Annotated in this window: 14 protein-coding genes and 3 pseudogenes; 10 read left to right on the top strand and 7 right to left on the bottom strand. The window is 68.7% G+C overall.

What is annotated here, in order from left to right; genetic code table 11:
• Window positions 1-320: 320 nt before the first annotated feature.
• Window positions 321-1,055 carry an alpha/beta hydrolase gene (locus ACWD3E_RS40915; protein ID WP_451392551.1) on the bottom strand — a complete coding sequence of 245 codons (735 nt, stop codon included), beginning with the start codon at window positions 1,053-1,055 and terminating at the stop codon, window positions 321-323.
• A 649-nt stretch (window positions 1,056-1,704) separates the two neighbouring features.
• Here ACWD3E_RS40915 and ACWD3E_RS40910 point away from each other — a divergent pair.
• Window positions 1,705-1,809 (top strand): annotated as a pseudogene (locus tag ACWD3E_RS40910) (IS630 family transposase); the annotation flags it as partial.
• A 72-nt stretch (window positions 1,810-1,881) separates the two neighbouring features.
• Here ACWD3E_RS40910 and ACWD3E_RS40905 read toward each other — a convergent pair.
• A complete protein-coding gene (locus ACWD3E_RS40905) occupies window positions 1,882-5,079 on the bottom strand; it encodes a hypothetical protein (RefSeq protein ID WP_451392550.1) in 3,198 nt (1,065 codons plus the stop codon).
• A 341-nt stretch (window positions 5,080-5,420) separates the two neighbouring features.
• Here ACWD3E_RS40905 and ACWD3E_RS40900 point away from each other — a divergent pair, with 341 nt between their 5' ends.
• Complete coding sequence (locus ACWD3E_RS40900; protein WP_451392549.1) at window positions 5,421-6,317, top strand: replication-relaxation family protein; 897 nt, start codon at window positions 5,421-5,423, stop codon at window positions 6,315-6,317.
• Window positions 6,307-6,553: pseudogene (locus ACWD3E_RS40895) on the top strand (hypothetical protein); the annotation flags it as partial. The gene ACWD3E_RS40900 and the pseudogene ACWD3E_RS40895, both read left to right, overlap by 11 nt.
• A gap of 63 nt (window positions 6,554-6,616) precedes the next feature.
• Here ACWD3E_RS40895 and ACWD3E_RS40890 read toward each other — a convergent pair.
• Window positions 6,617-7,456 (bottom strand): NAD(P)H-binding protein, encoded by an 840-nt coding sequence (locus tag ACWD3E_RS40890; protein WP_451392548.1) that lies wholly within the window; start codon window positions 7,454-7,456, stop codon window positions 6,617-6,619.
• 91 nt (window positions 7,457-7,547) lie between these two features.
• Here ACWD3E_RS40890 and ACWD3E_RS40885 point away from each other — a divergent pair, with 91 nt between their 5' ends.
• The 6 genes from ACWD3E_RS40885 to ACWD3E_RS40860 all read left to right on the top strand — a co-directional run bounded on the left by ACWD3E_RS40885 (window position 7,548) and on the right by ACWD3E_RS40860 (window position 13,155).
• Window positions 7,548-7,904 (top strand): winged helix-turn-helix transcriptional regulator, encoded by a 357-nt coding sequence (locus ACWD3E_RS40885; protein ID WP_451392547.1) that lies wholly within the window; start codon window positions 7,548-7,550, stop codon window positions 7,902-7,904.
• Window positions 7,905-8,051: 147 nt separating this feature from the next.
• Window positions 8,052-8,771, top strand: coding sequence for a response regulator transcription factor (locus tag ACWD3E_RS40880; RefSeq protein ID WP_451392546.1), 720 nt, complete (start codon window positions 8,052-8,054; stop codon window positions 8,769-8,771).
• Window positions 8,761-10,260, top strand: a complete 1,500-nt coding sequence (locus tag ACWD3E_RS40875) for a HAMP domain-containing sensor histidine kinase (RefSeq protein ID WP_451392545.1) — start codon at window positions 8,761-8,763, stop codon at window positions 10,258-10,260. Before ACWD3E_RS40880 ends, ACWD3E_RS40875 begins: the two co-directional genes overlap by 11 nt.
• An 832-nt stretch (window positions 10,261-11,092) precedes the next feature.
• Window positions 11,093-11,446, top strand: coding sequence for a beta/gamma crystallin domain-containing protein (locus ACWD3E_RS40870; protein WP_451392544.1), 354 nt, complete (start codon window positions 11,093-11,095; stop codon window positions 11,444-11,446).
• A gap of 472 nt (window positions 11,447-11,918) precedes the next feature.
• The gene (locus ACWD3E_RS40865) at window positions 11,919-12,836 is read left to right on the top strand and encodes a hypothetical protein (RefSeq protein ID WP_451392543.1); all 918 of its coding nucleotides are present in this window, start codon (window positions 11,919-11,921) and stop codon (window positions 12,834-12,836) included.
• A gap of 49 nt (window positions 12,837-12,885) precedes the next feature.
• Window positions 12,886-13,155: a hypothetical protein gene (locus ACWD3E_RS40860; RefSeq protein WP_451392542.1), complete on the top strand. Its 270-nt coding sequence runs from the start codon at window positions 12,886-12,888 to the stop codon at window positions 13,153-13,155.
• Between the two features lie 197 nt (window positions 13,156-13,352).
• Here the strand turns inward: ACWD3E_RS40860 and ACWD3E_RS40855 are convergent, their stop codons facing one another.
• The 4 genes and pseudogenes from ACWD3E_RS40855 to ACWD3E_RS40840 form a co-directional block, all read right to left on the bottom strand.
• Window positions 13,353-13,988 (bottom strand): hypothetical protein, encoded by a 636-nt coding sequence (locus ACWD3E_RS40855; protein ID WP_451392541.1) that lies wholly within the window; start codon window positions 13,986-13,988, stop codon window positions 13,353-13,355.
• Between the two features lie 29 nt (window positions 13,989-14,017).
• Window positions 14,018-15,269: pseudogene (locus ACWD3E_RS40850) on the bottom strand (IS256 family transposase).
• Entirely contained in the window at window positions 15,257-15,526 is a 270-nt protein-coding gene (locus ACWD3E_RS40845; protein WP_451392540.1) for a hypothetical protein, read from the bottom strand. Before ACWD3E_RS40845 ends, ACWD3E_RS40850 begins: the two are co-directional and overlap by 13 nt.
• 658 nt (window positions 15,527-16,184) lie before the next feature.
• Window positions 16,185-16,478 carry a DUF1330 domain-containing protein gene (locus tag ACWD3E_RS40840; protein WP_451357122.1) on the bottom strand — a complete coding sequence of 98 codons (294 nt, stop codon included), beginning with the start codon at window positions 16,476-16,478 and terminating at the stop codon, window positions 16,185-16,187.
• Window positions 16,479-16,665: 187 nt separating this feature from the next.
• Here ACWD3E_RS40840 and ACWD3E_RS40835 point away from each other — a divergent pair, with 187 nt between their 5' ends.
• Window positions 16,666-17,568: a LysR family transcriptional regulator gene (locus ACWD3E_RS40835; RefSeq protein ID WP_451392539.1), complete on the top strand. Its 903-nt coding sequence runs from the start codon at window positions 16,666-16,668 to the stop codon at window positions 17,566-17,568.
• The last annotated feature ends 13 nt before the right edge of the window (window positions 17,569-17,581 follow it).

Below are 17,581 nucleotides of genomic sequence, written 5' to 3'. Positions count from 1 at the left end.
AGATGCTCAAGCGCCAGATGTTCGGGCGGGCAGGCTTCCAACTTCTTCGCAAACGCGTCCTATTGGCGTAACGGAGAGTGGCCGCGTCACAGAAGTTGAGCCAGAGCCCACGAGCCGACAGCACCTGTACACGAGTTTGGGCAGCACTCGAAGCTCTGCAGACATCCAGCAGTTCATGGCTTCGGGCAGCGCGGGCCCCTGCCGAGAGTCCGGCAGGGGCCCGTGGTGTAGAGAGCCGAGGAGGGCCGGGACCTGTCCCTGGATGGGCAGCATCCTGGCCGACACGGCTTACCGTCTGCTGGTGGCCTGACAGCCCGGCGTCACTTCAGGTGCCGGGTGAAGAACTGGCCCGCGGCGTCCCCCGCGAACTGCGGGACGCCGGTGTGCCCGCCCATGTTGGCGTGCAGGGTCTTCTCCTCGGAGCCGAAGGCGTCGAACAGGTCCAGGGCCGCCTGCCGGTCGTTGCCTTCGTCGTCCCACTGCAGCAGGACGTGCAGCGGAATGGTGACCTGACGGGCCTCCTCGAACATGGCCCGGGGGACGAAACTCCCGGCGAACAGAACGGCGGCCGAGATGCGCGGCTCGACCACCGCCAGCCGGGTCCCGATAGAGATCACTCCCCCCGAGTACCCGACCGGGCCGCCGATCTCGGGCAGCACGAGGAGGGCGTCCAGGGCGGCCTGCCATTCCGGGACCGACTTGTCGACCAGCGGGAGGATGAGGGCGTCGATGATCTCGTCGCTGACCGGCTCGCCGGCCTCCATCGCCCGGCGCAGATCGGCGAGGGCCTGCTCGGCGGCGGGCAGGCGGGGCCGGTCGCCGCTTCCGGGGAGCTCGATGGTGACCGTGGCGAAGCCGTCCGCCGCAGCGTGCCGGGCCCGGGCCACCAGCCGGGGGTACGCCTTGCGCAGCCCGAGAGGAGGAGGGCTGAGCAGGATCAGCGGCGCCGGTGCGGACGCGGATCCGGGCGTCCACAGGATGCCGGGGATCTCACCGAGGGTGAATTCGCGCTCGAGGACGCCGTCGTCGAGACGCTGTTCAGAAGTGAATTGCATGGTCGTGCCCTTCAGGAGTGCCATTGAACGGCGCTCCCGGACGACCTATCGCCCGACCGTGACCCCGGAGGGGAGCACCCATGTCGATACTGCGTTCACGGGTACCACCTCCTCGTTCTCTCGCACGGCCTCCGGAAACGTAGCAGTGGCCGCCGTGGTTCCGCCAACGGGTTTTCGCGGATGCTCCGTGGCCGGACACCACGGCGTCGGAGTCACGCCTGCCACGGGTCGGGAAGCGCACATCAGCCACCGCTTCGAGCACCGAAGAACCGGCAATCAACCGCTGACCGACGATCTACTGCGCAGACAGCCGCCCATGACCAGCATGACCACCCTGAGCACCGATCACACCAGCCCTTTGACCTGTGACTTCAAGTTTGGCGGAGGCCCGATGTCCTGCATCGGGTGCGCACCATCCGACGATGCCCGGCACTCTCAAGCGCACCCGGTGCGCCGCACTCGATGTCCCGCACCGCACCGGTGCGCGCGCCACCCAGCCCCCCATGTATCCGGCCTCAAGCATGTTTCGCACCAGCCGAAGGAACTGTCCATCGTGAATTCCTTCTGACAGGGTCTCGATGACGACAGGGAGCGGCGGGTGAGGGGCACGGTGACCTCCCAGGGAGGTCCGGGGCGAGAAGACACGGTGATCGCGAAAGAACTGCGGGTCAACGTCCGGTCGGTGGAGCGGTGGCGCCGGTCCTGGTGGGAGGCAGGACGACAGGCACTGCGTCCTTCCGGGTCCCCGGCCCGCCAGGGCGACCAGGTCGAGGGTGACGAGCGCCTGCGGGCCGGGGCGGGCGGCGGGGTGTAGTAGGCCCCCGGATCACTCGAGGTCTTCCCACGTCCAGGGAGCGGCAGCGCTCCCATCGGGTTCCCGTCCGAACCTGAACCGCTCCTGGTACTCGCTGATCTTGATGAACTCATTGAAGTGCCCTGCGGCAAGAATCCGTTCGGCCAGGATCGCAACCTGCTCCTGCTCCTGCGCCCTCCAAAGCCACTCCAACAGGTCCACCACGGCGCCTGGGTCGTCGATGGCAACGTGGGCGGCGGGGTTGCGAGCCAGCAACGCGGCCACCTGCTCCTCCGCCTCGGACTTCCGCAGCCGCTGCAGCAGGAGGGCTACCTTGCGCGGGTTGTCGAGGCAGACGTCAGCGGCGGCACGCTCAGCCAGGGCCACAGCAAGCCCCTCTGCCCCTGCCCGCCAAAGCCACTCCAACAGGTCGGTCACGGCGCCTGGGTCATCCGAGGAGACGTGGGCGGCGGCGCGCTCGGCCAGGGCCACGAACTGTTCCTCCGCCCCCGCCTCCCACAGCCGCTCCAACAGCAGGGCTATCTTGCGCGGGTTGTCGAGGGGGGCGTACGCGGCGGCGCGCTCGGCCAGGGCCACGAACTGTTCCTCCGCCCCGGCCCTCCAAAGCCACTCCAACAGGTCGGCCACGGCGCCTGGGTCATCGGGGGAGACGTGGGCGATGGCCCGCTCCACCTGTTCCTCCGCCCCGGCCTCCCGCAGCCGCTCCAACAACAGGGCTAGGGTGAGCCTGTCGTAGGGCGGGGTGTAGAGCGGGGTCTTGCCCGCCTCGGCGCGCCGCAGCCGCTCCAACAGCAAGACCACGGTGTGCGGGTCATCGAGGGAGACGTGAGCGGCGGCGCGCTCGGCTAGGGCCATAGCAAGCTCCTGTGCCCCGGCCTTCCGCAGCAACTCCTGCAGGCCGGCCACGGCGCCTTGGTCGTCGAGGGGGGTGTGGGAGGCAGCTCGGTCGGCCAGGGCCACGAACTGTTCTTCCGTTCCCGCCTCCCGCAGCCGCTGGAGCAGCAGGGCTAGGTCGCGCGGGTTGTTCAGAGAGACGTGGGCGGCGGGGTTGCGGGCCAGCAATACGGCCACCTGCTCGTCCGCTTCGGCGCGCCGCAGCAGGTCCAGTAGCCAGGCCACGGTGTACGGGTCATCGAGGGAGACGTGGGCGGCGGGGTTGCGGGCCAGCAACGCGGCCACCTGTTCCTCCGCCCTGGCCTCGCACAGCAGCTGCAGCAGGGTGGCTACGGAGTACAGGTTGCCGAGGGAGTCGTGCGCGATGGTCCACTCGGCCAGGGCCACGAACTGTTCCTCCGCCTTCGCCTTCCACAGCAGCTCCAGCAGCTCCAGCAGCCAGTTCACGGGGAACGGGTTGCCGAGGGAGACGTGGACGACGGCCCGTTCGGCCAGGGCTACGACCTGTTCATCCGCCCCCGCCGTCCAAAGCGACTCCAACAGGTCCACCACAGCGCGTGGCTCGTCGAAGGAGACGTGCGCGACGGCCCGCTCGGCCAGGGCCGCCATCTGTTCCGCCCCTGCCTTCCCCAGCCACATCAGCAGCGGGGCTACCTCGCGCAAGTTATCGAGAGAAACGTGCGCGACGGCCTGCTCGGCCAGGGCCATGAACTGTTCCTCCGTCCCCGCCCTCCAAAGCCACTCCAACAGGTTGGCCACGGCGCCTGGCTTGTCGAGGGGAACGTGGGTGGCGGCATGGTGGGCGGGTCGGTGGTCGGTGGGGTGCAGAGTGTGGAGGTGGCGAACGAGGGCGGCCCCGGCGTAGGGAATGCCGTGGGTGGTGGCGTGTTTGAGGAGTTGGGCGGCGTCGCGGTACAGGCCGCGGTCCTGGGCGGCGTTGCTGAGCGCGGTGAGATCGTCCGGGTGGGCGTGGGTGGCGGCTGCGGTCCAGAAGTCGATGGGAGGGATCTGGTCGGCGCGGTGGTGGCGGCCGTGTTGGTCGAGGTAGTCGGCCAGTCGGTACAGCGGCCCCGGCCCGCTCGGGGTGGGATGGCCGCCGGCGCGGCCAGCGGTGGTGCGGCGGTTGCGCTGGTTGCGGGGGGCTCCGGTTTTGACGGGGGTGAGGATGCCGGGGGTGCCGTTGCAGGGGGTGGTGACGTAGTCGAGGGCCTGCTTGAGCCAGTCTTCGCCGGTGTGGTCCCACTCGGTGTCGGTGAGGTAGCCGGGGGCGGCATCGGCCAGCCATGCCAGGGGGATGCGTGCTCCGGCGCCGAGGCGGCGGGCGTCCATGGCGGCATCGATCAGTGCCCGGGTGGCTGGTGGGGCGTCCTGGTAGCGGTCGAGCAGGATGGGGCCGCCTGCGAGGTACTGGGTGATGTGCCCGTCCGGGGCGTGTTCGGCGGCCTCGCCGAGCCGGGGATCACGGTCGGCGTTGCCGGCCAGTGCGGCCAGGTCGTCGCCGGTGAAGGCATCAGGCACTTTGATCTTGTGCCCGTCGAGCAGTTCCCGGGCCTGCGCGTGGGGGTCCGGGTTGGTGCGGGTGGTCAGGGTGTTCCAGTGCTCCGGCCATAACGTGGCGAGGACCAGCACCGGGGCACGGGCCGTATCGTGCAGCAGGGTCCGCAGGCCCGCGGCGACCTGCTCGCCGAACTGGTCGGGTGCCAGGTAGAACTGGGCCTCGTTCAGCCAGATCACCGTGTACGGGGCGAGGTCGGCCAGCTCGGCCAGGACGGCACCGGGGCGGGTGGGGTCGATCGGATGCCACAGCCGCCAGGGCTCGTCCCGCTCGCGCAGCAGGTTCAGTGCTTCCCAGCAGGCACGGGTCTTGCCGGTGGAGGATCCGCCGACCAGCACCGCGATCCGGCTGTCCCCGCCGGCAGACCGTGCCACGACTTCGGTCAGCGCCCGGTCGTGCTTGCGCGGCACGTACGCCGGAAGCACGGGCAGACCCCCGACGGGGGAGTCGATCGCGTGGTGCACTTCCAGGCGGAATGGATCGGTCACTTCCACAAGCGGCTGGCCCGGCCGCATCCGCTCCAGCACCGCCCGGCCCTGCCCGGCCTCGACCGCACTGCGCGTGGTGTCCGCGCGCCGGCGAGCCTCGGCCTCGTAGATCCGCCGCCACCGCGACACCTCCAGCAGCGCGGCAGCCGTGCCGCCGACCAGCCCGGCACTCTCGGCCTGGGCGCGCACGGCCCGCACCAGCGCCAGCAGCGGATCGATCCGCTGGGGAAACCGGTCACCGCGTAGCCACTCCCCGATCGTGGTCGGGCTCACCTCGGCAGCCGCGGCCAGCGCACGGACCGACGGCCGGCCCTGCAGAGGGCCGGTGCGAAAAGCGGCCAGCTCGGCAATCAACGCAGCATAAACGGGCTGCTCTCCCGCCGGTCCCATCATCACAACGCCCCCGCCTCTGCGCGGGTGTCCACCCTGCCCGTGGACATCCTGATGGACATACGCCCTGCCGTGCCGTGAACCCTAGCGCCAAGCAGCCCGCATGGGCCCGTGGTGTCCGATCTGCCACCGGACTCCTGCGGGACGGCCGCCTGGACAGCCAGCTTTGAACCAGTCCAGCACGGCCCGCTGGGGGCCGTCACCGCCACGGGGAGTTTGAAACGATGAGCCCGTTGCAGATCCTGTCCCTGCTGCCGGGGCGCCGCCGGGGTGGAGACGTCCTGCGCAACCTCACCCTGATGGGCCTGAAGGCGGCAGCCAGGGAGCTGCGCCGTCCGGAGGCGGAGATGGGCTCTACAGCCCGCGGCGCGGGCCGCAGCGGTGCTACCCACCCGATGACGGTCAATGAAGCCCTGGTCGCGCTGCTGCGCCCGAGGCCGGACCTGGCTCTGCTCGCTGGTGAGCCGGCCGAAGCGGCGGCGGCCGCGCAGGCCGCCGTCGACGGGTCCAACGGGCTGGGCACCGTCGCCTCCTACGCGACCGAGGTGGCGCTGCCCGGGACGGGAACGTGGGCCAACCCGGGGAAAGGCGGCGCCCAGGCGGACATCGTCGTCACCGCCCCCGATGACGATGTGCCGCTGTTGTGCGTGGAGATCGACAACTGCTTCGAGTCCGCGCAGGAGCTCGCGGGAAAGATCGACGAGTACGTGCGGTTCCGCCGGCGGACCGATAAGGACGGCGGCACGAAGAAGTGGCCGATGTGGCGCGCCCGCTGGTGGGTGCCCGACGGACGGCACGGAGATGAACCGCACCCGCCGCTGCTGGTCTTCAACCACGTCGGCCCCCGCAACCCCAACACCGTCATCGCGCAGCTGGCCGAGCTGACCCGCCGGCACTGGCATGGCACAGCCCACAACGGCTTCCACATGTACGACGGCAAGCTCCCCATCGTGGTCACCGGCATGAAGATGCTCCAGGAGCACGGCCCGACCGGGGCGATCTTCCGGCGCTTCGGCCGCCCGGAGAACCACCTCTCCACCAGCAGCGCGGGCTTGCCCAGGCGGTCCTGGGCAAGCCCGTGTTGGCGGTGGCGGCTGCGAGGCTGGACGGATGGACCGTGATGACGAGCAGTTGCTGCGTGGCCGTGTCTACGGCGCAGACCACGACCACCCGGGCCCGGTGCCGGGCCAGGTTACGTCGAACTGGTCGGGGACCGCTGGACGGGCTGCTGCTCGACATCACCAGCTGGACGCAGGACGAGATCGACACCGGCGTCGCCCTTCAGACCGAGCTGGGGCAGTTCGGTGCTGGCGGCCGGGCCATGTACGACCCGCGCCCCGGCGACCCGGGCCGCTTCGGCCTTCCGCCCGGCGGTCGGCACCGCGGAGGTGGTCGCCCGCGCGGGCGCTGCAGTTGTGTCTCAGCGGAAAGCGGCGATGTTGCGGGCGACCCAGTCGATGAAGGGGCGCGGGGGGCGGCCGAGGACCCGTTCCACGTCCGGGCTGACCCGCAGCTCGGCCTGGTTCGGAGCGCTGAGGATGTCCAGGGTGTCGTCGGCGAGTTGCGCCGGCACGAACTGGGTCATCGTGGCCCTGGCCTCGTCGCGGCTGAGTTCGTGGAACCGCACCGGCGAGCCGAGCGCGGTGGCGATGGTCTCCGCCTGCTGACGCGGCGTGATCACCTCCGGCCCGGTCAGCTCGTACACCCCGCCGGTGTGCCGGTCGTCCAGCAGGCAGGCCACTGCGACCTCGGCGATGTCCGCCGGGTCGACGATCGGCACCCCGACGTCGCCGAAGGGCGCGGCGACCGTCCCTTGCGTGCGGACGGACTCCGCCCAGGCCAAGGCGTTGGAGGCGAAGCCGCCCGGCCGCAGGATGGCCCAGTCCAGGCCGAACCCCCGCAACGCGTCCTCCACCGCGCGCATGGCGACCCGCGACGGGCCGAGCGGCCTGGTCGCCACGCCCTGCGAAGACAGCAGGACGACCCGGCGGACCCCACTGGCCGCGGCCAGGCCGATGATGTCGGCCGGCCTGGCTTCGGGGGCGTGCAGGTCGCCGGGCAACAGGAGGAACAGCGCCTTCGCCCCGGCCAGCGCGGGCGTGAGGCCCGCCGGTTCGGCCAGGTCGGCCGCCACGTGCCGGACGCCGTCCGGCACCGTCGCCGCGTGCCGCGACACCGCCGTCACCTGCTCGCCCGCCTCGGTCAGGGCCCGCGTCAAGGGCCCGCCCACATTTCCGGTAGCCCCGGTCACCACGATCATGATCAGCTCCTCGTCCGATGTGCACTGCGGCAATGACGCTAGGAGCCGGGCTTACTTTTCGTAAGAACATACCTGGGGGTAAGCTCCGGACATGACGGAAGGCGCACAGCTGACGCAGGCCGAAACGGGGAAGCGGTATGAGGTGTTTCACACCGACTGCCCCGCGCGCGATGTGCTCAGCCACGTGACCAGCAGGTGGGGCGTCTGGGTGCTGATCGCCCTGCGCGGCGGCGACCTCCGGTTCTACGAGCTGCGCGAGAGCATCCAAGGCATCAGCGAGAAGATGCTCGCCCAGACCCTGCGCGCGCTGGTGCAGGACGGCCTGGTCTGGCGGGAGGTCGAGCCGACGACGCCGCCCCAGGTCACTTACGGCCTGACCCAGTTCGGCCAGGACATCGGTGAGCTGCTCGAGGAATTGTTCGACCGGCTCGACCGAGGCCGTCGTTAGCTCTCCTTGTTGTCGTATGTCGACTGGCTTGACTCTGAAGCTGAGGAACGGAGCACGAGGCACACGCTGCTGACGGCGTCGAGCATTGCCAGCCGTGCGGGGCAGGCCCGAGGGCTGGGGGTCTGAAGCTGCTGGCAGGATGAGGGCATGACTGAGGGGCGGGGCCAGCGGCTGCTTGTTGTTGACGACGAGCCCGACATCGTCGATGTGCTCGTGACATCGCTGCGCTTTCTTGGGTACGAGGCGGACGGCGCGGCCAATGGCCGGCAGGCGCTGTCCGTGGTGCGCGAGCGCGGCCCGGACTTGGTGCTGCTCGATGTCATGCTGCCCGACCTGGACGGTTTTGAGGTGGTGCGGCGGCTGCGGGCGGGTGGGGCGCGTGTTCCGGTGGTGTTTCTGACCGCGCGGGAGAGCGGTGAGGACGTGGTCGGTGGCCTGGATCTGGGTGCCGACGACTACATCACCAAGCCGTTCCGGCTGGCGGAGGTGGCAGCGCGGGTACGGGCCGTACTGCGGCGCACGGCGGAGCACGGCGGCCAGGACAGTGGCACGGTGCTGCGGTGCGCGGATTTGGAGATGGACACCGAGACCTATCAAGTACAGCGTGCGGGACGGCTGGTGCAGCTCTCGCCGACCGAATACCGGCTGCTGCACCACCTGCTGCTCAACGCGGGCCGGGTGCTGACGCATGGCCAGCTTCTGGAGCAGGTGTGGAGCTACGGCGAGAGTGACCCGAGCGTGGTGAAGACCTACATCTCCTACCTGCGCCGCAAGCTGGAAACGGACGTCGGCAACCTCCCGGCGTTGATCCATACGCTACGGGGCATCGGGTACGTACTGCGCGGAATCGACGCGCATGAGCAGTGAGCGGGCGCCGCACCGTCTGCTGGCTTTCCTGCGCCTGCCGCGCGCGGCCCTCGTGCCCCGATCGCTGCGCGGCAGGCTGCTGCTGGCCTTGCTGGTGCTCACGGCTCTGGTTCTGCTCACTGTGGACGTCGTGGTGTACTCGGCTTTGCGCTGCTATGCCCTGGATCGTGCCGACACCACCCTGCGCGCCGTGTGCAGCCGCATCGTGCAGCAGGCGCGCAACGGGCAGCCACTGAGGCGGGGTCTGGTGACCAGCGCGCGGATGCAGGGCTCTTCGGCGTTCTTCATCGAAGTGCGCCGGCCGGACGGCACAGTAGAGCCACTGGTGTCGCAACTGCGCAACCCCGACGACCCCCCGCCCGCTCTGCCCGACCGGCAGGATGAACTGCCTGTGGATCCCGCCACCCTCCCCGCGCGCCAGGCGGGCGGACCCAACTACCGCGTGCTGACCAGTGCGCTGCCCCGCCAGGGCGGCCCCCTTGCCCCTGACGGCGGCACCCTTGTCGTCGCCATGCCTTTGACGGAGGCAGACGCCACCCTGCGTCGCCTGCGGTTCACCGAAACAGCTGCGACAGCAGGCTGCCTCGCGCTGCTCGCTATCGCCGGCCTGCTGCTCGTCCGGCGCGAGCTGCGCCCGCTGGAGCTCATGGCAGGCGACGCCGACACGATCGCTGCCGGGCACACGGCGCACCGGGTACGGCCCGCACACCGTGACAGCGAGGTGGGGCGGCTCGGGCTCGCGCTCAACATCATGCTGGCCGAGCAGGACGCCACCCAGCGCCGACTGCGGCAGTTCATCGCCGACGCCTCGCATGAACTGCGCACGCCTTTGTCCGCTGTCCTCGGCTACGCCGACCTGCACGAGCAAGGCGCCCTCGAAGACGCGGCGCAGCGCAAGAAGGCCATGGAACGCATCACCGACGAGGCACTGCGGATGCAGCGCCTCGTCGACGACCTGCTGCTCCTCGCCCGGCTCGACATGGTGCGACGCCCTGAGCACCAAGATGTGGACCTGGCACAGATCGCACGCGCCGCGGTCACTGCCGCACACGCCGTCGAGCCCGACCGGCCACTCACCGCGGGCACGGCAGGCAGCACACAGCAGCACGTCCTGGTCGCGGGAGACAGCGACCAGTTACGCCGGGTCGTGGACAACCTCTTGGCCAACATTCGGGTCCATACCCCGCCCGGCACACCGGCCTGTGTCCTGGTCGGCACGGAGCCAGACGGCACCGTCGTCTTGGAGGTCAGCGACGAAGGCCCGGGAATACCGGCCGAGTCGCTGCCGCATGTCTTCAACCGCTTCTACCGGGCCGACCCTGCCCGCAGCGGCGACGGCAGCGGACTCGGTTTGGCGATCGTCGCTTCAGTGGTATCCGCGCACGGCGGGCAGGTCGAGGTCAGCTGTGCACCGGGCCGGGGCACGACCGTACGGGTGAGGCTGCCCAGGCGGCAGCAACTGCCCCGGCAACACGACAAGCTCCACTGAGCCCGGCCATCCGCGATGCCGTCCCTGTCGGCGCCAAGCGGCGCCTGATCCAGTTGTCCGCCCCTCATGGCTGCCAAGCGCGGATGGGACCGGCGGCCCGCTCTTCCTCGGAGGCGTGATCGTCTCGGTCGGCGGGTCTGCAGGACCATGCGCGCCTGCCTGGACAGGGCCGACGGACAGCAGAGGCACGTCCGCAAGCCGGCCCGCCTTGTCAGGACACCAGTACCCTCCCCACACGCCGGCCCGCCCAGGACGTACTGCGACAGAGTGGTGAAGTCCGGATCGCAGACAGGCCGTTTGATGCCACGGCGGTCACCAGCCCCCTACTGGCCCGGCCTGGCGGTGCCACCGCCGCGGGGGCCAGGCGCGCAGCACCTCATCAGCCAGCCCGTCACCGGGTAGCGGCGACGTGGACGGCGGCGTCCACGCGGCCACCAGCCGCAGCCACCCGCGGGCCTCCCATCAAGGGCAGGAAAACTTCGTTCTTTCTGCCAGGCCAGCGGCACGTCCGGCCCGACTGCGTGATCCGGCCTCCAGGGCTCTGCGGGCAGAGGTCCCGGCTCCCACCGTTTTCCCACCATGCTCCCACCCCTCTCCCACACACGTACGGGAGCGTGATGCGCATGGCACCTCACTCGACTCTCGACGGGTGGAAGTGAGGCCCGCCGACGGGCTCAGAAGGGAATCTCGTCGCCCCTGAGACACCAGCCGTCTCCTCAGGCAGCACGCGAATTACGCCTCGCCGGAAGTTCGCTGCTACCTGAACTCCCTGCAAAAGCCAGGGGAACCGTCCTGGATTCCCCTGCAATCCACTGGTCGAATTGGAGTGAGCATGAAACTTCCTCGCCATACCCGCCTTTCCGGTCTCGTCACCGCCTTGGCGGCCCTTGCGGCCCTCGCTGGAACCGCCGCTCCTGCACAAGCGCTCAACAGGGTGGACTGTGGGAACCGGACTGACTTCCTCGCGTTCCACAACGACGGGAAGGTCTGCTTTGCGAACGCTGGTCACCAAGACGTAGCTATTTACGGTGTAACCAAGATCACGGCAGGCAACAACGCCGGACGCGTCATGCTCCAGCAAGCGGAGGGTTGGCCCCTCCATTCCCTTGATTTCGGCAAATATGAGATCGTTACTCCGGGTAGCTACCCGTGGTTTCACAAAATCACCGGCATCACGGTCTACTAAGGGCGGAATTGTGAGCTTGTCATCGGCGAGGGCCTGACCGACGTCGCCCCGCACCATGCCTACCTTCGGCCTGGCATGGTGAGCAGGCAAGGAACGGCCTCGTATCGGACCGGCAGATAAAAGATGCCTCAGCCGGGCCCAACCCTACGGCGACTGCTCGCACATTCATCCCTGTCCTGATGGGGGAGCACCGTCATGCCTTGGCAGTGTTCCCCCAACCCCCTCTCGATCACCCAGCGGTAGCGCCCGGACTAGTCCGTGTCAGGTGCCACGGTGGGCGACCGCAGGCACGACGGTGGGTGAGCTCAAGTCTCGCTGGACGTGCTGGTCGAAGCCGTGGGCGGCGCTGTATCGCAGCTGGGTGAGCCTTTGATTGCTTGCCATCAACAGCCATGAGCGGGGCGCCGTTGCCCCGGTGATCAAATTCGAGACCAGTCCAGCTCTTACCCTTTCCTGAAGAGGTACATCCGGCATGGCATCCGCCCAAGATATGACCACTGCGCCGCGAGGATCGAGGTCCGTCGTCAACGCGGCCTGCGCTGCGACGATCGCCGCCGGTCTGCTGGTCACCGGCTGCTCCACGAGCTTCGTAGGCAGCGCGGCGGATGGGACGCCGACCCCGCCGGCCATCGAGGCAACCCCGACGGCGCCCGCCACCGGGTACGACGGATTGACGCGGCTCCCGCTGTCCGCCTACGGCACATCCGAGAAAGACGACGACCTGCTGTTCAGGACACGCAAGGCGCTGATCGTCCGCTGCATGAAGAGCCAAGGGCATCAAAGCTACACAGGCCAGAACATGAACCGGATCACCGTGAAGACGGAAGAAGACAAGGACGCGGCCCACCCGGTTGGCGCCTGGGGCTATATCGGCCGTGCGACGGCCAAGCGCCAAGGGTTCCATATAGGGACAGAGCTCCCGACAGGCGGGACTGGTGTGACCGGCCAGACAGCGAAAGACTTCGAAGCCTGTTCGGCCGAGACGCAAAAACAACTGCCGGATCTGACAAGCACCGACGGCTGGAAGCTGACCCAAACCCTGTTCGGCCAGTCACTCCAGCTGGCGGTTGCTGACCGGCGGGTGATCGGCGCACGCAAACGCTGGAGCGCCTGCATGACCACAGCGGAGCACCCGGCCCAGGACCCCGAGAAACTGGCCGCCGGCCCCTGGAAGACGGCGAAGCCGACCGGCAGCGAGATCGCCGTGGCTACCGCCGACGAGTCCTGCACCAGGTCCTCGGGCCTGGCCGCAATCTACTTCGCCGTGCTCGCCGGGTATCAGCGCCAGCTGATCTCCGCCAACGCCCCAGCCTTGACCGCCTACCAGACGCAGATCCGGGACCGGACCGGTAAGGCCACGCGCCTCCTGGCCGAGTCTCCCGAGACCTAAGGAGGGTCCGATCTCCGAGGAGATTCCCTTGGCAAGATCGTTACATGCCGTGGTGTCGACCCGGGTGCGGGTGCGGCACCGGCAGGCCAGGATGCGTCGCTGGTTTGCTGCGTTCACCGCGGCGGCGATCGGGTCCACGGTGCTGGTGGTCGTCGGGCCGGCCGCCCCGCCCGCGTTCGCGGCGGCCGAGGACCGGGTGACCGGGTCGTGGAACATGAACGGAGAGATGGATGGCATCGACGACACCGAGCGGGAGTCGCGCTGGCAAACCGGGATCCGGCAGATGCTGAACACCGATGGTGTGCAGGTGGCGTCCTAGCCGGAGGCCGGCAACGCACCGCCGCCGTCGTCCACGTGGACCGACCGGGTCTTCCCGCAGCCCGGAATCACCGAGCACCTGTGGAACATCGGCACCCGCAACTCCCGCCCGGACATCGTGAACATCTACTGGGGCTCCCCGGGCCAGCAGCGCAACGGCCTGGCGATCGCGTCCCGGGAGGCTGCACGCGACGCCGTTCAGCTCGTGGTCGGCGGCAGGTTCAACTCGCGCTGATCCGTGCCCGGACCCTTGCCGTCTGGGGCGGGGGAGTAATTGTCAATATGCGTGGATGAGCTGGCCTGGGTAGGGCTTGCTGCGTTAGTCGGCCGTGAGGTGGCTCGGTTCCTCCCCGCGATACGGTATCCATCGGTATCCGGTCTGGAACACTTCGTAGTCGGCGCTCGGGTCGAGTTCCGCATGCAGCTTTTCGCAGAGCACGAGCCCGTGGATGCTGCGTCGTTCAGTTCGTCAGACCACTCGCACCTGAGCTCAGCAGGGTCCAGGAGTGATTCCGGATCCCAGCCGACCTTCGCGGCGACATATCCGTGGAACTGCGCGAGCAGTTCGTAGAGTTGGTGTCCCAGTTCGGTCAGCTCCGCTGCGGTGAGCTGGAATCTGGGGAGGCTGCCGTCCAGGCCACAACCCCAACTGACGGCCATGGGCAGGATCGAGAGCTCGATGTATGAGCCCACCTTCGCCAGTATCGGCCGGTGGAGAGGGATGCGGTGGGCGCCCGCGCGAAGCACCCATGGCTTGGGGGCGATGCGGGCGGCAGCCTGTGCCGCCTCGGCGTCGTCGCCGAAGTTCACCACCAGCTCGAAACAGATCGCCACGGTTCTTCTGCCTCCCCAGCCCCACAGCCTCACGCAGCCCGTGTTTCGGTATGTTCGACGAGGGTGCCATTCTTGAACCTGGCGCCCGTACGGACCAGGGGCACCAGGTGGGATCCAGCGATCGCCCGCCAGCGGGCCTGGGCGGACTCGACGAGCTTGAACACCATTGCGAGGGCAGCGGCCGGGCTTCCGGCCCCGCGGGTGACCTTGGTCCGTAGCCTGACCGTGGAGAACGTCGACTCAATCGGATTCGTGGTCCGTAGATGGACCCAGTGCTCGGCAGGGAAGTCGTAGAACGCCAGCAGCTCGTCCAGGTCGTCGGTGATCTTCGCGACGGCTTTGGGCCATTTGGTGCCGTAGTCCTTCGCGAACGCGCGGGCCGCCCACTCGGCATGTGTGCGGTCCTCGGCGTTGTAGATCTCCTGCAGGGCCCTACGGGCCCCGGTGTGCACGGACTTCGGCAGGGAGTTGATCACGTTCCTGGCTTTGCGAACCCAGCATCTTTGGTGTCTGGCCTGCGGAAACGCCTCCACTAGAGCCCGCCACAGGCCCATCGCCCCGTCCCCGACCACCAGGGCCGGGTCCTTCATTCCCCGCCGCCGGCAGTCGCGCAGCAGGTCGGCCCATGATTCGGTGGACTCCCGCAGACCCTCCGCAAGCGCGATCAGTTCCTTGGTGCCATCAAGACGGACGCCCATCAGGACCAGGACGCAAGAGTGGGCCTGGCCAAGGCGGACCTTGGGGTGGACTCCGTCGGCCCACACGTAGACGTAATCGGTGGCGGACAGGTCGCGGTTCTGGAAGGCGGCGTGATCGTCCTGCCACTGCCTGGTGAGCCGGGTGACCGTCGCTGCAGACAGGCCGGCCGAGCTGCCGAGGAACTGCTCGAGGGCGGGCATGAAGTCGCCACCGGACAATCCGTGCAGGTAGAGGAGCGGGAGGACTTCGCTGATCTTCGGGGACTTGCGGCACCAGGGCGGAAGGATCTTGGAGGAGAACCGGTGACGCTCGCCGGTCTCCTCGTCGATACGACGATCGTTGACCCGTGGCGCCCGTACCTCAACAGAGCCAGCGGCCGTGCTCACGGTGCGGGGACGGGATGACCGTTGCGCACCACCAGGCGGCGGCCACCTTCGTCCCGCTCGGCCGCCAACTCGGCTACGTACTGGTCGACTTCTGCCTCATGAGCAGCAGCAAGCATCAGCCGGGCCCTTCCCGCACGATCTCGTCGATCAGAGATCCGGTCGACGTGGAGCCGTCTTCATTGACTACGCTGAGCATGGGCGTGCCTTCCTGACCCGCGCTGCACCGCGGGCCACGGTTGAGGCCGTGACGAGCCTGCGGTCGCCGTCGTGCGGAGGCAACACGAGGTAGGCGTTGCCCGCGCTGGAGTGGATAGCCCACCAGTCCCAGTGGCCAACCGGATTCCATTCCTCGGTGAGGTTGGCGTTGTAGGGCGCCATGGCGGCAGCTATCGCCTGTGGAACCTTCCGAGGCGCGGTCGGCGGCAGGCACACAGTGGCGAAGAATTTGGTCATGCCCGGGAGCGTAAGCCCTGGGATTTGTCCGCCCATGTGACTGCCACCTCGTCGGATCGTTGTCTCGGCCATGGGGCGGGGTGACCTGGCCGGACTCAGCATTCATCGGGGGCGACCCAGGCGCCGTCCAGGAAGGGGGCTTGGATGCCGGTGTGCTGTTCGGCCCACCGGAAGGCTGCTTCCGCTCTGTCGGTCACCGAGGCCGCGTAGGTGCTGTCGAGGAGGTCAGTCTCGTTGGTCGGATTTGTCCTGCCCTGCGCTTCGAGGGCTTGGTGAAGTGCCTTCCTGGCCTTCTCGTCTCCGTGAAGGAGGTAGTTGCGCCAAGCGTCGAGCTCGTTCCTGAGCCGCTTCTCCTGCGAACCGCCGAGCGGCGAGTGCCTACGTCAACTGGGTCTTGCTCCAGGCCGGCGTCACGCTGACCGGCACATGGATCGACCGACGGGGCGGGCTTCGTCACGCCGCCCGTGGACTCGGTCGCAAGTCAGGCAAGTTGCTCGACGTTGGGTAGCGCGGCGAGCCGCCGACAGGGATCAGACCGTCGAGGAAGTCGACGACGAACTGGGACGCGGGGCATCGCTTCGAACTCGTCTCGTGAGTCGTCGTGCAGCACCGTGTGCGTTTCAGGTGACGGATGCTCAGCGATGGCTGGGCCCGCCGGTCAGTCGATGCCTTCGATGATGCGGAAGTCGCGCTCGACGCCGTCGGGGAGGGCCACCAGCGCCTTCTGGTATGCCTCGCTCTCGTATGCCGCGACGGCCTGTTCAAAGCTGTCGAACTCGATGAGAACGACGCGTTGTGTGATTCCGGCCTCGTGGGCGACGACTCGACCGCCACGGGACAGGGTGCGCCCGCCCCCAGCCTGGACAGCCGGACGGGCCAGCTTGTTGTAGGCAGTCAGCCTCTCAGGGTCGGAAATGGCGGGGTAGACACTGACCCAGTAGCCCTTAGCCATGGAAACCTCCTGTGTTCGGCCGGACAGGTCCGACTCCGAATTGACACTCAGATCGATCGATCCCGGCGATGGGTACTGCGGTCAGTGGAATCGTCATATGTGCAGGTTAGGGCTTGATGTGCGGTCGAGGGAAAGACCGGTACGGGATAGACTCAGAACGGCTCGTTATCAATCGGCAGGGGGGCACGTGGCGCCGGATACGGTGAGCCTGCGGTACTTCCTGGTGCTGGCGCAGGAGTTGAACTTCACCCGCGCGGCCGCACGGATCGGTATCGCACAGCCCGCACTCAGCGCCCGGATGCGCCGATTGGAGGCGGAACTCGGTACGGCCCTGCTGGTCCGCAACACGCGTAGCGTCGTATTGACCACGGCCGGTGCGGCTTTGGCGGAGTCCGCGCCGCCCGCGCTGGCGGCGCTGGACCGGGCGTGGGACACCGCCCGGAGCGCGGCGGCCGGTGAACTGGGCACGCTGCGCATCGGATACAGCCTCAGCGCCGGGGCCGAGACGGCACCGGCCCTGGTGGACAGGCTGATTCGCGGCAACAGCGGACTCGAGGTCGGCGCGGTCCCGATGGCGACACCGGAGATCTCCCCCGCGGTCGCCGACGGCCGCATCGATGCCGGGATCACCCGCGGTGAACAACCGGGCCGTGGCGTGCGCCGGTTCCTGCTGCGGCGTGCGCGCATCGGGGTCCAGCTGGCGCAGCACCATCCGCTGGCCGAACACCCGGAGATCGAGATCGCCGACGCGGCCGCGTATCCGCTGCGACTCCCGGACCGTGCGGCCAACTCCGTCATCCACGATCAGCTGTCCGCACTGTTCCGAGACACCCGACCACACCCCCGATTCCACACGCCCGCAGTCTCTTTCGACATGTCTCAGCGCGACCTGCGCGACGGGGTCACCCTCGCCCCGGCCGGAGAAGCCGCGGCCACGGCACAACCGGCCGGTCTCACCTGGCGACCGCTGCGGGGCGCGCCCAGCCTGACGTTCCACCTGGTCCTCCCACGCGAGCAGTCGCCACTACACCGCCGCATCCGTGCCGTCGCCAAAACCCTGGCGCACGAGCTGCACTGGCTGCCGGACTGACGCGCAAGAGGTC

It is taken from the genome of Streptomyces sp. NPDC002676 (assembly GCF_053592455.1).
Note: the sequence above shows the minus strand (reverse complement) of the source record. Positions and strands in the feature narration are given on the sequence as shown.